The 14,266-nt window shown below is 63.2% G+C and carries 12 protein-coding genes, 1 tRNA gene and 1 pseudogene; 9 read left to right on the forward strand and 5 right to left on the reverse strand.

What is annotated here, in order from left to right:
• Positions 1 to 89: 89 nt before the first annotated feature.
• Positions 90 to 179 (reverse strand) — tRNA-Ser (locus ACAX61_RS00005).
• A gap of 119 nt (positions 180 to 298) precedes the next feature.
• Between ACAX61_RS00005 and ACAX61_RS00010 the strand changes: the two genes are divergently transcribed.
• From ACAX61_RS00010 to mazG, 9 genes are all read left to right on the forward strand, one after another.
• Complete coding sequence (locus ACAX61_RS00010; protein ID WP_370712790.1) at positions 299 to 1,327, forward strand: lytic murein transglycosylase; 1,029 nt, start codon at positions 299 to 301, stop codon at positions 1,325 to 1,327.
• 79 nt (positions 1,328 to 1,406) lie between these two features.
• Positions 1,407 to 2,573, forward strand: coding sequence for a D-alanyl-D-alanine carboxypeptidase family protein (locus tag ACAX61_RS00015; protein WP_370712791.1), 1,167 nt, complete (start codon positions 1,407 to 1,409; stop codon positions 2,571 to 2,573).
• On the forward strand, positions 2,570 to 3,196 hold the full coding sequence (tmk, locus tag ACAX61_RS00020; protein ID WP_370712792.1) for a dTMP kinase: 627 nt from the start codon (positions 2,570 to 2,572) through the stop codon (positions 3,194 to 3,196). The genes ACAX61_RS00015 and tmk overlap by 4 nt, the downstream gene beginning before the upstream one ends.
• The gene (locus ACAX61_RS00025) at positions 3,193 to 4,167 is read left to right on the forward strand and encodes a DNA polymerase III delta subunit-related protein (RefSeq protein WP_370712793.1); all 975 of its coding nucleotides are present in this window, start codon (positions 3,193 to 3,195) and stop codon (positions 4,165 to 4,167) included. The genes tmk and ACAX61_RS00025 overlap by 4 nt, the downstream gene beginning before the upstream one ends.
• Positions 4,168 to 4,220: 53 nt before the next feature.
• Positions 4,221 to 5,777, forward strand: coding sequence for a methionine--tRNA ligase (gene metG, locus ACAX61_RS00030; protein WP_370712794.1), 1,557 nt, complete (start codon positions 4,221 to 4,223; stop codon positions 5,775 to 5,777).
• Positions 5,777 to 6,553, forward strand: coding sequence for a TatD family hydrolase (locus ACAX61_RS00035; protein WP_370714852.1), 777 nt, complete (start codon positions 5,777 to 5,779; stop codon positions 6,551 to 6,553). Before metG ends, ACAX61_RS00035 begins: the two co-directional genes overlap by 1 nt.
• Positions 6,550 to 7,314: an MBL fold metallo-hydrolase gene (locus ACAX61_RS00040; protein ID WP_370712795.1), complete on the forward strand. Its 765-nt coding sequence runs from the start codon at positions 6,550 to 6,552 to the stop codon at positions 7,312 to 7,314. Before ACAX61_RS00035 ends, ACAX61_RS00040 begins: the two co-directional genes overlap by 4 nt.
• Positions 7,311 to 7,901, forward strand: a complete 591-nt coding sequence (locus ACAX61_RS00045) for a retropepsin-like aspartic protease family protein (protein ID WP_370712796.1) — start codon at positions 7,311 to 7,313, stop codon at positions 7,899 to 7,901. Before ACAX61_RS00040 ends, ACAX61_RS00045 begins: the two co-directional genes overlap by 4 nt.
• Before the next feature lie 41 nt (positions 7,902 to 7,942).
• Entirely contained in the window at positions 7,943 to 8,683 is a 741-nt protein-coding gene (mazG, locus tag ACAX61_RS00050) for a nucleoside triphosphate pyrophosphohydrolase (RefSeq protein ID WP_370712797.1), read from the forward strand.
• Here the strand turns inward: mazG and hflX are convergent.
• The 4 genes and pseudogenes from hflX to ACAX61_RS00070 all read right to left on the reverse strand — a co-directional run bounded on the left by hflX (position 8,680) and on the right by ACAX61_RS00070 (position 14,239).
• Positions 8,680 to 9,972 carry a GTPase HflX gene (gene hflX / locus ACAX61_RS00055; protein WP_370712798.1) on the reverse strand — a complete coding sequence of 431 codons (1,293 nt, stop codon included), beginning with the start codon at positions 9,970 to 9,972 and terminating at the stop codon, positions 8,680 to 8,682. The genes mazG and hflX overlap by 4 nt on opposite strands.
• Before the next feature lie 11 nt (positions 9,973 to 9,983).
• Positions 9,984 to 10,490: pseudogene (hfq, locus tag ACAX61_RS00060) on the reverse strand (RNA chaperone Hfq); the annotation flags it as partial.
• Between the two features lie 111 nt (positions 10,491 to 10,601).
• Positions 10,602 to 11,978 carry a nitrogen assimilation response regulator NtrX gene (ntrX, locus tag ACAX61_RS00065; protein WP_370712799.1) on the reverse strand — a complete coding sequence of 459 codons (1,377 nt, stop codon included), beginning with the start codon at positions 11,976 to 11,978 and terminating at the stop codon, positions 10,602 to 10,604.
• Positions 11,975 to 14,239 carry a sensor histidine kinase NtrY-like gene (locus tag ACAX61_RS00070; protein ID WP_370712800.1) on the reverse strand — a complete coding sequence of 755 codons (2,265 nt, stop codon included), beginning with the start codon at positions 14,237 to 14,239 and terminating at the stop codon, positions 11,975 to 11,977. The genes ntrX and ACAX61_RS00070 overlap by 4 nt, the downstream gene beginning before the upstream one ends.
• Positions 14,240 to 14,266: the final 27 nt, after the last annotated feature.

Here is a 14,266-nt window from a genome sequence, read left to right on the forward strand (position 1 = left end):
CATTTTGTAGCACCACTTTGTAGCACCGGGACGGTGGAAAGCGACGCTGTTTCAAAAAGTCGAGGAAAGACAATCGGTTAGGAAAGTCTTGGCGGAGAGGGTGGGATTCGAACCCACGGTGAGCGTGAACCCACGGCGGTTTTCAAGACCGCTGCCTTAAACCACTCGGCCACCTCTCCGCGGAAGCCGTCGCCCGGTTACGCTGGTCCGGCGCATTTGTGCAAGGGGTGTTGCACAAGGGGGGTTCAGACCGGAGGCGGTCTGTGGCACAGCTTGGCGAATGGCGGGATTTGGTGTGATGCGTAAGGCAGGAGCGGGATTGCTGGCTGCATGGCTGGCAGTCGGTCAGATTGGCACGGCGGTGGCACAGGAGGAGGCGAATTTTCGCGCCTATCTGGACCAGGTGCGTTCTCGCGCGGTTCAGGAGGGGGTGTCGGCGAATACGCTCGATTCGGTCCTGCCGGGCCTGACTGTCAATCAGCGCGTGATCGAGCTGGATCGCGGGCAGCCGGGCGGATCGTCGAACCCCAATGCGATCCCTGCCTTTGCCCCATATCGCGCGCGACATGTCGATGCAGCGCGCATCAATCGCGGGCGGGCAGCCTATCGCGCGAATCGTCAGCGCCTGACGCGGATTGAAGCCGAAACCGGCGTTCCTGAATCGGTGATGGTCGCCATCTGGGGCCATGAAACGAACTATGGGGGCTATACCGGCGATTTCGATCTGGCCCGGTCGCTGGCGACTTTGGCGTATGAGGGGCGGCGGCGTTCCTTGTTCGAGGGTGAGTTCATCGCTTTGTTGAAGATGATGGACCAGGGCATCCCGCGCGCTCGATTGAAAGGAAGCTGGGCCGGGGCGACCGGCCATCCGCAGTTCCTGCCGTCGATCTATCTGAGGCTGGCCCGTGACGGCGATGGCGACGGCAAGGCCGACATCTGGAACAGCGAGAGCGACGCACTGGCATCGATCGCGAATTATTTCGTGAACGCCGGGTGGCGCGCCGGTCAGCCATGGGGTGTGGCGGTCAATGTACCGGGTGGCTTCGACCGGACAGGCATGACCAACCGCACCGTTTCTCCCCGTTGCCCCCGTGTGTTCGAACGGCATAGTCAATGGCGCACGATGCGCGAATGGCGAGCGCTGGGGCTGGCGCCTCAATCCGGCAGCTGGCCCGGTGACGACGTTATGGCGACCTTGCTCGAACCCGATGGTCCTGGCCGCACAGCTTATCTGCTGACAGGCAATTACCGGGTCATCCTCGACTATAATTGCTCGAATTTCTATGCGCTTTCAGTTGGCCTGCTCGCCGACGCTGTCGCTAGCTGAACGAAACTTCGGCCCTTTCCGGGCGGGTTAGTTTCAAGATATTCGTCGATCCCTCAAGCCACCGAGACAAAGCACCTCCATGAACCGCCTTCTCGCCATTTCTCCGATCGCCCTCGTCATTGCGGCACCTGCTGCGGCGCAGCGTCCGCCGTTCGACACGCCTGCACCGGTTGCATTTCTGGAGGATCTGTCGTCCGGGGCGGTGCTCTATGCCAAGGACGCCGACCGACGGATGCCTCCCGCGTCGATGGCGAAGATGATGACCACCTATGTCATTTTCGACATGATCCGGAAGGGCGAGGTAAAGCTCGACCAGAAGATCACCGTGCGGCCCGAAACGTGGCGCAAATGGCATGGGCCGCAGGCGGGTTCGACCATGTTCCTGTCGCCAAACGAGCAGGTCAGCATCGAAAACCTGCTGTACGGTGTCGTTGTGTTGTCGGGTAACGATGCCTGCGTCGTGCTGGCCGAGGGCGTGGCCGGGACGGAGGAAGCGTTCGTCAACCTGATGAACCAGCGCGCCCGTTCCATCGGGCTGACCAACAGTAATTTCGGTAATTCGAATGGCTGGCCGGATGAGGGCCGCACTTATGTCACCGCGCGTGATCTGGCCAAGCTGGCCAAGGCGACGATCGAAGATTTCCCGCAGCTGTACAAGAAGTTCTACAGCCGCCGCGACTTCACCTGGGGCCAGACGATGGGCGGCAATGCCATCACCCAGGCAAATCGCGACCCGTTGTTGGGTCGGGTCGACGGCGCCGATGGCCTGAAGACTGGCCATACCGAGGAAGCGGGCTATGGCTTTACCGGTTCAGCGGAGCAGAATGGTCGCCGTCTGGTGATGGTGATGGCGGGGCTGAACAGCTCGGGCCAGCGCGTGTCGGAGTCCGTGCGCTTTATGGAATGGGGCTTTCGCGCGTGGAAGGCCAAGCCCGTCGTCAAGAAAGGCAAGCGCGTCGAAACCGCCGACGTGCAGCTGGGCGACGCAGCGACGGTGGGGCTGGTGGCGCCGCGTGACCTGAACGTCACGGTGCCGTCCGGCAGTTCAGCCGCGATGACGGCGAAGGTGGTGTATCAGGGACCGGTCAAGGCGCCGATCAAGCAGGGACAGCATATCGCCGATCTGGTGATCTCCAGCGCCGATACCGGCGAACAGCGTATGCCGCTGGTCGCTGAGACGGCGGTCGAGGAAGCTGGCTTTTTCGGCCGCGTCTGGGCTGGTCTGATGGGGCTGTTCGGCGCTTGACGCCGGGGCGCTTCATCACGCTGGAAGGCGGGGAGGGCGTCGGCAAGTCGACCCAGGTGCGGCGGCTTGCCGAGGCGCTGGAGGCGCGTGGCCTGCACGTACTGGTCACCCGCGAACCGGGCGGCAGCGAGGGGGCGGAGGCGATCCGCAACCTGTTGATGCAGGGCGATGTTGCGCGCTGGAGTCCGCATGCCGAAGCGTTGCTGTTCGCCGCCGCTCGCGCGGATCACGTCGACCGGCAGATCCGGCCCGCCATCGGTGCCGGGCATTGGGTGATCTGCGACCGCTTCATCGATTCCACTCGTGCCTATCAAGGAGCGCAGGGGATCGACGATGCGGCGATCCTGGCGCTTCATGGCTTTGGGTCGCGCGGGTTGTTGCCAGACCGCACTTTTCTCCTCGAACTGCCCGCGGGGGAGGGGCGAGCGCGTGCCGCGCGTCGCGACCCTGCTGCCAACGACCGGTTCGAGGCGCGAGACAATGGCTTTCATGACGCCGTAGCCGCCGGTTTCGCGCGGATCGCCGAAGCCGAGCCGGTGCGTGTCCGCCGCATCGACGCATCCGGCACACCCGAAATCGTGACCGATGCGCTGGTTGAGGCGCTTTCCGACCTCCTGCCATGACTGAACTGGTCGGCAATGAAGCCGCCCGCGCCGCCTTTGCCCGTGCGGTGGTGGGCGGGGCGATCCACCATGCATGGCTGATTGCCGGCCCGGAGGGGGTCGGAAAAGGCAGCTTTGCGCGAGATGCGGCAGCGTTGCTGCTCGCCCGCGCCGTCGATCTGGCGCTCCCCGTTGACGCCCCCGTTCCCGCCGACAACCGTATCGCCCGGCTGTTGGCGAGCGGCGCGCATCCCGATTACCGGGAACTGGTCCGCTTGCCCAAGGATGCTGCCAAGCCTGACGAGGGGTTGGCGCGAAGCATCACCATCGCTCAAGTCCGAACCCTGCAACCCATGTTCGCTACAAAGCCGGCGCTGTCGGACCGGCGCGTGGTCATCATCGACGCGATCGACGATTTGGAACGCAGCGGCAGCAACGCACTGCTGAAAAATTTGGAAGAGCCGCCAGCGGGAACGATCTTTCTGCTGGTCAGTCACGCGCCGGGACGCCTGTTGCCGACGATCCGCTCCCGCTGCCGGATGCTGCGGTTCTCGGCGTTGTCCGAGGCGGAAGTTTTGCGCGTGCTGCGCCAGCAGGTAGAGGATGCCTCCGAGGACGAACTGGCCGCGCTAGCGCGGGCAGGGGACGGGTCGCCGGGCCGAGCCATTGCCTTCGCCGGCCTCGATATGGACGACATTGAGCGAGAGTTGACGCAGATCGCTGACAAGGGCGACCGCGACAATGCGATACGCAGCCGACTTGCCAAGGCCCTCGGGGCGCGGGGTGGTCAGGCGCGTTATGCCGCTTTTGTGGAGCGGGTGCCGTCCTTCATCGCCGAACGCGCGAAGACGGCGCAGGGTGAGCAGATCAGGACCGCGTTGGATGCCCATGCAGATGCGCGGCAGATTGGCGGCGTGGCAATCGGCCTTTCCCAGGATGTGTCGGGCACCGTGTTCGAGCTTTGCGGGGTTGTGGCGCGGCTTGCCCGGTAACGGCGCCTCTGCACATGCTTGCCGCGCTGCGGCAGTCGCCCTAGAGCGGCGCCATGGCTGAACCCTATTATCTTACCACCGCGATCCATTACCCGAACGGCCGGCCGCATATCGGCCACGCTTATGAGATGATCGCCGCCGATGCGATGGCCCGTTTTCACCGTCAGGCCGGGCGCGATGTCCGCTTTCAGACGGGCACCGACGAACACGGTCTGAAGATGGCGCAGACAGCTCGCGATCGGGGCATGACGGCGCGGGAACTGGCTGACGAAATGTCAGGCCATTTTCACAAGATGGCGGATCGGCTTAACATTTCCTATGACCGCTTCATTCGCACGGTAGAGGCGGATCATTACCGCGCCAGCCAGTCTATCTGGGAAGCAATGGCGGCGGCGGGCGACCTTTATCTCGACCGCTACGAAGGCTGGTATTCGGTCCGCGACGAGGCCTTTTATGAAGAGAAGGAACTGACCGAGGGGGAGGGCGGACAAAAGCTATCGCCCCAAGGAACCCCCGTCCAGTGGACTGCCGAGGAAACCTGGTTCTTTCGCCTGTCGAAGTATCAGCAGCCTTTGCTCGATTTCTATGCCGCCAATCCAGGCTTCATCCGCCCTGAAAGCCGCCGGAACGAAGTGCTGCGCTTTGTCGAAGGCGGGCTGACGGACCTATCTGTATCGCGCACCAGTTTTGACTGGGGCGTGCCGGTGCCCGGCAGTCCGGGACACGTCATGTATGTGTGGGTCGACGCGCTGACCAACTATCTGACGGGTGCCGGTTATCCCGACCAGGGCGACCTTTGGCGCTTCTGGCCGGCTGCTTGCCATGTGATCGGAAAGGACATTGTCCGATTCCACGCGGTTTACTGGCCAGCGTTCCTGATGTCCGCCAATCTCCCGCTGCCGCGCGAAGTGTTCGGCCACGGCTTCGTCCTGAACAAAGGCGAGAAGATGTCGAAGTCGGTCGGCAATGTCGTCGACCCGATGGCGCTGGCCGACGCGTTCGGTGTGGACGCCCTGCGCTACTTTCTGTTGCGCGATATCAGCTGGGGACAGGACGGGAGCTATTCGCCGCGTGCGATTGCGACCCGCGCAAATGCCGATCTGTCGAACAGCTTCGGCAATCTCGCGCAGCGGACCCTGAGCTTTATCGCCAAGAATCTCGAGGGCGCCCTGCCGGACGCTGGGCGCGCTGACCCCGCTGACGAAGCGCTGCTGAGCGCGGTTGCCGAAGCGAACGCGGAGTTTTTGCGCCTGTTTGCTGAACAGTCGCTCAGCCAGGCGCTGGAAGCATGGATGCGCGGCGTGTTTGCCTGCAACCAGTATATCGACGTTCAGGCGCCTTGGGCGCTTCGCAAGACCGGCCCCGACCGGATGCACGCGGTGCTGGGCACATTGGTGCGGGCGATCCGGTTGCTGGCGATCACGATTCTGCCCATCGTGCCGGCGTCGGCTGAAAAGCTGCTTGACTTGCTGGGCGTAGTTGACCGTAGCCATAGCGCGCTGGCCGACGGTGATTGGTATGCGAACCAGGTCGAGCAGGGCTTTCGCATTGCCACGCCGACCCCCATCTTTCCGCGTCTGGATATTCCTGAGGAGGAAAGCGACGCATGATGCTTGCCGACAGCCATTGTCACCTGAATTACAAGGGCTTGGTCGAAGATCAGGACAATGTGCTCGAACGCGCGCGGGCGCGTGGCGTGGCGGCAATGCTGAATATCTCGACACGACAGTGCGAATGGGATGACGTGATCGCCACGGCGGAGCGCAACGCGGATGTCTGGGCAAGTGTCGGCATTCACCCGCACGAAGCTGATGGCCACCCCGACATGGACGCTGCCACCCTGGTCGGCGCCGCCCACCATCCACGCGTGGTCGCGCTGGGAGAGTGCGGGCTGGATTATTATTACGATCATAGCGACCGCGCGCGCCAGGCGGTTCTATTCCGCGCACATTGTGAGGCGGCGCGCGAAACGGGCCTGCCAATTATCGTTCACACGCGCGATGCGGAGGACGATACAGCTGCGCTGATCGAGAACGAGTTGGGGAAGGGTGCGTTCAGCGGGGTTATCCACTGCTTCACAGGGACCAAAGCTTTTGCTGAACAGATGCTTGCCTTGGGCTTTTACATCTCTATCTCAGGGATCGTGACGTTCAAGAGCGCGCGGGATCTGCAGCAGGTAGCCGCTGATCTACCCACCGAGCGTTTGTTGATCGAGACCGACGCGCCGTTTTTGGCGCCCGTGCCGCACCGTGGAAAGGCCGGCGAGCCGGCCTTTGTAGCCGATACCTGCAACTTCCTGGCACAGCTTCGTGGCGAGGCGCCTGAAGAGCTGGCGCGAACTACTGCCGCCAATTTCCGGACGTTGTTTGCCGGGACGATGGCGTGAAGCTGAGGCTGCTCGGCTGCGGAACATCGTCCGGCGTACCGCGCATCGGCAATGATTGGGGCGCTTGCGACCCGGAAGAGCCGCGCAATCGCCGGACACGGTGCTCGGCTTTGATCGAGACCGATGCTGTCCGCATCCTGATCGATACCGGCCCGGATATGGCTGGGCAGCTAAACGCTGCGAATGTTGCGACCGTCGACGCCGTCATCTGGACGCACGATCACGCAGATCACACGCATGGCATCGACGATCTGCGGCAAGTTGCGCAGGCAGGCGGCAAGCCTGTCGATTGCTACGCGCGTTCAGCGACAGCGGCGGCGCTGGTTGCGCGGTTCGAATATGTATTCCGTGGCGGTCAAGGCTATCGACCCGTGGCCAACATGAACGTCCTGCCTGACGACATGGGCATTCGGGACGTGAGCATGTGGACCGTCGATCAGCCCCATGGAAGCATCACCAGCGCCGGCCTGAAGTTCACAAGCGCTGGTAAGACCATCGTCTATTCGACAGACTTTCATGATCTGACCTCTCAGATGATCGAGGCCTTTTCCGGTTGCGACATTTGGATCCTCGACGCTCTGCGCGATCGGCCGCACCCGTCGCATAACCACCTTGAACTGGCGCTGGCCCATATCGAGCGAGTGAAGCCCAAACGCGCGGTTTTGATTCACATGGACAATTCGCTGGACTACCACGTGCTCGCCGCGCGCCTGCCGGACGGCGTTGAACCCGGTTACGACGGTATGGAACTGATCCCGTGACCGGTGATGATGGCGTCCAAATGCTGTGGGCGGTTGGCGCGCTGGTTCTTGTCCTGAGCGCGCTTACCGCACGGCGATTGTCCTTCGGAACGATCGTTCGGTCCGTGCTTGGCTGGATTGTCATTGCTGCGATGCTGTTTCTGATCTTTAGCCATCGCGACGAATTGACACTGCTGGCCGAGCGCGCGGGGCTTGGCGGGCAGTCGGTCGTTGGTGAGACGGTCCGGATCCGGCAGTCGGCCGACGGTCACTTCTATGCAAATGCGCGCATAAACGGAGCAAGCGTGCGGATGCTGGTGGACAGCGGCGCGACGATAACGGCGGTGTCAGAACGCGCGGCGCGCGATGCCGGTATTCAACCGGCCGGCGGCTTTCCGATCCTGCTGACGACCGCGAACGGACAGGTTAGCGCGCAGCGAGGTGTAGCCGAAACATTCGGCATCGGTGGCCTTGAGGTACGAGACCTGTCGATCGTTACATCGCCCAGCTTTGGCGAGACGAGCGTCGTGGGCATGAATTTCCTGTCAAAGTTGGGAAGCTGGCGAGTTGAGGGCACCACGTTGATCCTCGAGCCGAACAAGCGCTGACTTTACATAATGTAGATTATCGGACTGGCGCGGAGGGCATCTTGGTTGCACGTTTGATTGCCATCATGGCCCGGCTGCGGGATCCTCGAGACGGTTGCGAATGGGATGTCGCGCAGGATTTTCGATCCATCGCGCCCTACACCATCGAGGAAGCGTATGAAGTCGCAGACGCGTGTGAGCGCGGCGACATGGCAGAGCTGAAGGACGAACTGGGCGACCTGCTGCTTCAGGTCGTGTTTCACAGCCGCATGGCCGAGGAACGCCGCGCTTTCTCCTTCGACGATGTTGTGCAAGCAATTTCCGACAAGATGGAGCGTCGGCACCCGCATATCTTTGGCAACGCCGCTAACGGCGGCCATCATCTGTGGGAGACCATCAAGGCTGAAGAGCGCGCCGCAAAATCCGATCAAAGCGCATTGGCTGGCGTCGCACTCGCCCTGCCCGCGCTGATGCGCGCCGAAAAGCTTCAGAAGCGTGCCGCGCGGCAGGGCTTTGACTGGCCGGACGCCGACGGTCCGCGCGCGAAGATCGACGAGGAACTGGCTGAAGTTGAAACAGCGCCTAGCGCGGCTGCACGTGAAGAAGAGATCGGCGATTTGCTGTTTTCAGTTGTGAACTGGACGCGCCATTTAGGCGTGGATGCCGAGCTGGCGCTGCGTCATGCGAACGATAAGTTCGAGCGGCGCTTTCGCACGATGGAAAGCACTGCTGGAGACGCCTTTGCAACGATGGATCTCCGAACCAAAGAGGAACTTTGGAACCGCGCAAAGTCAGAGCGTTAGTCCAGTCGCCCGCTAAACCGGTTGAAGTCCTCCGGCGCCAGGCGAACGTCGTAGTGGGCGCCGCCTTCGTCGATCCAATGATCCACCACCTCACCGTGTTGATGCAGCCAGGCGGCGGCTGCGCCATCCGCCGGATCGAGCGACAGCGTGTAGCGACGATGGCCGGCGGTCAGGCGTCGTGCGGCGACGTCGATCAGCTGGTCGACACCCTCCCCCGTTAGCGCAGACAATGCCACCACATCGACGCGCCCCGCCGCGTCTTCACGCAGCGAAGCAGCCTGCTCATCATCAAGCGCGTCAAGCTTGTTCCAAGCTTCCAGCCGGGGCGTTGCGGGATCGACGCCGATTTCCTCCAGCACCGCTTCCACGTCGGCGCGTTGCGCCTCGCTGTCGGGATGGGCGATGTCGCGGACATGGATCAGCAGATCGGCAGAAACGACCTCTTCAAGCGTTGCCTTGAAGGCCGCAACCAGTTGGGTTGGCAATTCAGACACAAAACCAACGGTATCCGACAGGATCGCCTTGTCGATGCCGGGCAGCGAAACCTGCCGCAGCGTCGGGTCGAGGGTGGCGAACAACAGATTTTCCGCCATCACGCCCGCCCCCGTAAGGCGATTGAAAAGCGTCGACTTCCCCGCATTCGTATAACCCACAAGCGCCACGATGGGCCAGGGGGCGCGCTGGCGCCGATCACGGTGCAGCGTACGCGTGCGGCTGACCTGATCCAGTTCGCGGCGCAAACGCGCCATGCGGTCGCGGATCATCCGCCGGTCAGCCTCGATTTGGGTTTCACCTGGGCCGCCGAGGAAGCCGAAGCCGCCGCGCTGGCGCTCAAGGTGGGTCCAGCTGCGCACCAACCGCGAGGATTGATAGTCGAGATGAGCGAGCTCGACCTGAAGACGGCCCTCAGCCGTGCGCGCGCGCTCTCCGAAGATTTCCAGGATCAGGCCGGTGCGGTCGATGACCTTGCAACCAAGCCCGGTTTCCAGATTGCGCTGCTGCACGGGACTGAGCGCCGCGTCAAAAACAGCCAGAGTGATCCCCAGCGTCTCAACCTTTTCGTGCAGGGCCTCGACCTGTCCGCCGCCGATCAGCGTTGCGGGGCGCGGCGTGCGAACGCGAAGGGGAACGCGGTCGACGACCTCGATCCCGATTGCGGCTGCAAGACCGGCGGTTTCCTCAAGCCGCGCATCGGCATCGCGCGATGCGCCGCCCTGATCGGGCAGGACGACGATCGCGCGTGCGCCGCGAGTGAATTCTTCCGCATCGCGGTCAAAGCCGGTTCCCATTTGACCCGCGCTCAGCCCACGTCGCCTTGGGCCTGTTCCTCAGCGAGGTTCAGCGAATTGGCGGGCTGAATCGTCGAAACGGCATGCTTGTAAACAAGCTGTGACATACCGTCTCGCTGCAGCAGCATGCAGAACAGATCAAATGCCGCAATCTGCCCCTGAAGCATCACGCCATTGACCAGAAACATGGTTACATGTTCCTGCTGGCGACGGACGGCGTTCAGGAAGATTTCCTGAAGCACGGGATTGCGATTGCCATTTTCGGCAACACTTTCGATAATGGGCGCAAGGTCGACATTGCCGGTCGGCATGATGGTCGAAATCGCATGCTTGTAGATCAGCTGCGACTGGCCGTCTCGGCGGAGAAGCACCGAAAAATTGTCGAACCAGGTAACAATACCCTGCAACTTCACACCTTTCACTAGAAACATGGTGACAGGCGTTTTCGAACGGCGAAGGGCGTTCAGGAACTGATCCTGTAGCGAAGTCTGCTTGTCGGCCATTTGACGGTCCCTTGTTCTTGGCGGGCGTTTACCCGCTGCGCGCCGCTTTTACGGCGTCGGTCGCGCGCCACGGCGGCGCGTTCCCACAAGTTAGGGTGCAAGGCGCCCGGCGTCCAGCGCCCGCGGTCAATCCTCGCGCGTCTCGCTGATCCCCAGCAGCTTCAGCTTGCGGTGCAGGGCGGACCGCTCCATCCCGATGAAGCTGGCGGTGCGGCTGATATTGCCGGAAAAGCGGCGGATCTGGACGCGCAGATATTCGCGCTCGAACGTCTCGCGCGCTTCGCGCAGCGGGGTGCCCATGATCGCGCTGGCGCCCAGCCCGCTGGTATCACGCGCCGTTTGGAGCACCTCCGGCGGCAAAAGGTCGATGTCGATACGGCCTATGCGATCCCCCGGCGCCAGAATGACGGTCCGCTCGACCACGTTGCGGAGCTGCCGCACGTTGCCGGGCCATTCATAGCTCTGCAGCGCGACCATCGCGTCCGGGGCGATTTCCGGCGTCGGAACGCGCCGATCAGCGGCATAGCGGGCGACATAATGCTCGACCAGCGGAGGAATATCCTCCCGCCTGTCCGTGAGCGGGGGGATCACCACCGGCACGACGTTGAGGCGGTAATACAGGTCCTCACGGAACCGCCCTTCCCCAATTTCAACCATCAGGTCGCGCGCGGTTGCAGAGACGACGCGCACATCGACCTTCACCGTCCGCGTTCCGCCGACACGATTAAAGCTCTGGTCGGTCAGTACGCGCAAGATGCGCGCCTGCGTCGCAACGGGCATGTCTGCGATTTCGTCAAGAAACAGCGTGCCGCCGTGCGCCTGTTCGAGCAGGCCGGGGCGGACCAAGTCGCCGCCATCCTCGACTCCGAACAGCTCTTCCTCGACACGGTCGGGGGTCATGCGGGCCGCGCTGACGATGACGAAGGGGGCGTCGGCGCGCTGGCTCCACGCGTGGAGAAGTCGCGCGGCGACTTCCTTGCCGACGCCCGGACCGCCCGAAATCAGCACCCGGCTGCCCGTCGATGCCACCCGTTTCAGCGTGGCGCGGACAGTATTGATCGCGCCGGAGCTCCCGGTCAGGTCGGTATCGCGGCCAGCCGTGGCGCGCAGCGACTCCACCTCGCGCCGCAGCCGCTCGGTTTCGGTCGCGCGCTGCACCATCAGCAACAGACGCTCCGCCTCGAACGGCTTTTCGATGAAGTCGGCAGCGCCCCGGCGGATCGCGGCGACTGCCGTGTCCAGATTGCCGTGGCCCGAAATGACCAGAACCGGAAGCGAGGGGTCGCGGCGCTTGATCTCCTCAAGCAACTCCAGCCCGTCGAGGCGTGACCCGTGGAGCCACACGTCCAGCAGGACGAGGCTGGGCCGGCGGGTCGCAATCGCTTCCAGCGCGGCGTCGCTGTTGGCGGCGGCGCGCGTCTGATAACCTTCGTCCTCCAGCACGCCGGCGACCAGTTCGCGGATGTCTCGTTCGTCGTCGACGACCAGGATGTCGAGGCTCATGGTGCAGAATTCCGGGTTCGGGTCAGCATATGGAGTCGATCTTCATCATCGACCGGGGCGGCGTCAGGTTCATCGGGGGCAGCCAGCGGCGCGAGTGCGCGCCGGTCGAAGCACAGCGTGACGATGGTGCCCCCGCCCTGCCGATCGGTAAAGGCGATCGTACCCAGATGCTCCTCGACGATTTTCTTGACGATCGCCAGCCCCAGCCCCGTGCCACGGCTGCGCGTCGTCATATAAGGTTCGACGATACGGTCCCGCTCGACCGGCAGGCCAACGCCGTTGTCCGCAACGCTCAACAATACCCGGCCATCTTCCTCGCTCAAGGTCATGACGACTTCGCCTTGCAGCAAATCGCCTCCTTCCCGCGCGCCGATAGCCTCGGCAGCGTTCTTGATAACATTGGTCAACGCCTGCCCGATCTGACGTCGGTCGCAAACCAGCGTGACCGGCGCGTTGGCATCGTCATCAAGGCGGAAGCTGATATCGGGATGCCCGACCTCATGCAGGAACAGGGTCTGGCGCGCAATGTCGAGCAGCGATTCACGGCGAAATACCGGCTTCGGCATGCGGGCAAAGGATGAGAATTCGTCGACCATGCGGCGCAGATCGCCAACCTGCCGCACTATGGTTTCGGTCAGCTGGGAGAAGATCGTGTCGCCCGCATCTACGTTGCGACCATAACGCCGTTGCAGACGCTCGGCAGCAAGTTGAATTGGCGTCAGCGGATTCTTGATCTCGTGCGCGATACGGCGCGCCACGTCCGCCCACGCTGCACGCCGCTGGTCGGCGAGCTGTTGAGTGATGTCGTCAAAGGTGAGGACCGGGCCAGCGGCGTCGCGCGTGATCTTGACCGCAAGCGTACGCGCTTCGCCGCCGCGAGTCAGCTGCACCACTGCCTCGCGCTGAGCGTCGGCCAACAGCGCGTCCAGTTCAGGCGCAATTTCGACCAACGGGCGCCCGATCACGCCGGCGTCGCCGGTCTGAAGCAGCGTGGCGGCCGAGCTGTTGATCAGTCGCACCTGCCGTTCGGGGCCGATTGAAATGACGCCTGCGGATACGCCGGACATCACCGCCTCGATCAGGGCCCGGCGGTTCTCCGCTTCCGCATTAGCGGCAACCAGAGCGCCGGTCTGGACCTTTAGCTGTTCGGTCATGGTGTTGAACGCGCTGGCCAATGTGCCGACCTCGTCCATGCGCTTCGGTTGGGCGACACGCGCATCCAGATTGCCACCCGCGACGCGGCGTGCCGCGGCGACCAGGTCGTTCACCGGGCGGACCAGCCGATCCGCGATTGCCAGCGCGGCAAAGACCGCCAGCCCGACGATGAACAGTGAGATACCAAGCAGTGCCAGATTGAAGCGCAGCTGCAGCATCCGCGACCGTTCGCGCAGCGCACGGTAATCGGCCACCACGCCCTCTGCACGCTCCTTACGCTGCATCAGCTCGCGCGCGCCGACGACGCGGCTGGACGCGACCAGATACTGCGTCCCCGGTACCGGGGCGATGGATTGGACACGCTCCCCGCTGACGATCACGACGCTGGGCTTGCCGGCGAGGACCGCGCGCGCATCCTCGACCCGGATGCTGCTCGCCAATCCGCGTTCGTAGGGGTCCAAGAGCGCAAAGGTCAGGATTTCGCCGCGCGGCGACACACCGAACACGATCGATTCCGCCAGACTGCGCTGAAGTACGCTTTGCGCATAGGTCGATACGAATTCGCCCGTGTCAAAATCATAGCCGTTCGACAGCAGGTTCGCGACGTCCTTGCCGACGGCAATATTCTCGCCGTCCACCCAGCGAGTCATTTCGACATAGGAGTCGTTTGCCAGCACGGCCGCCCGCTCAATCATGTCGCGGGCGCGGTCCGAATACCAGAATTCTACCCCGTACTGGAACAGGATTGACGCAACGATGGTCACCAGGATCATCGGCGCGCTGGCGAGGACCGAGAACAGCGCGACAAGCCGGACGTGTAGACGTCCCTGCCCGCCACCCTCGATAGCGGCCGCCCTGCGAATGGCGATGCGACGGCCGACCAGCACGATCAGCGCCACTGCCGGCACCAGGTTGGCAACCATCAATACCGCCACCAGTGGTGGGGTCAGCGGCCGGGGGGATGACGGTTCGGCTGTAATGATAAAATAGGTGAGGATGCCGATCGCGATCGCGCCCGCCAGTACCGCAAGCTCGACAATCGGCATGACGCTGGGTCGCCGCCGCGGCACGGATATCAGGCGTTCGGAATCGACGGCGACCTCCATCGTTGCAACGCTACAACGTCGGCGTTG

The organism is Sphingomonas sp. IW22 (genome assembly GCF_041321155.1).
In the GTDB taxonomy this organism is placed as follows: Bacteria; Pseudomonadota; Alphaproteobacteria; order Sphingomonadales; family Sphingomonadaceae; genus Sphingomonas.

Coding starts and splice junctions, on each gene's coding strand:
- ACAX61_RS00010 (WP_370712790.1), top strand. CDS start 299: ATGCGTAAGGCAGGAGCGGGATTGCTGGCTGCATGGCTGGCAGTCGGT.
- ACAX61_RS00015 (WP_370712791.1), top strand. CDS start 1,407: ATGAACCGCCTTCTCGCCATTTCTCCGATCGCCCTCGTCATTGCGGCA.
- ACAX61_RS00025 (WP_370712793.1), top strand. CDS start 3,193: ATGACTGAACTGGTCGGCAATGAAGCCGCCCGCGCCGCCTTTGCCCGT.
- metG (WP_370712794.1), top strand. CDS start 4,221: ATGGCTGAACCCTATTATCTTACCACCGCGATCCATTACCCGAACGGC.
- ACAX61_RS00035 (WP_370714852.1), top strand. CDS start 5,777: ATGCTTGCCGACAGCCATTGTCACCTGAATTACAAGGGCTTGGTCGAA.
- hflX (WP_370712798.1), bottom strand. CDS start 9,972: ATGGGAACCGGCTTTGACCGCGATGCGGAAGAATTCACTCGCGGCGCA.
- ntrX (WP_370712799.1), bottom strand. CDS start 11,978: ATGAGCCTCGACATCCTGGTCGTCGACGACGAACGAGACATCCGCGAA.
- ACAX61_RS00070 (WP_370712800.1), bottom strand. CDS start 14,239: ATGGAGGTCGCCGTCGATTCCGAACGCCTGATATCCGTGCCGCGGCGG.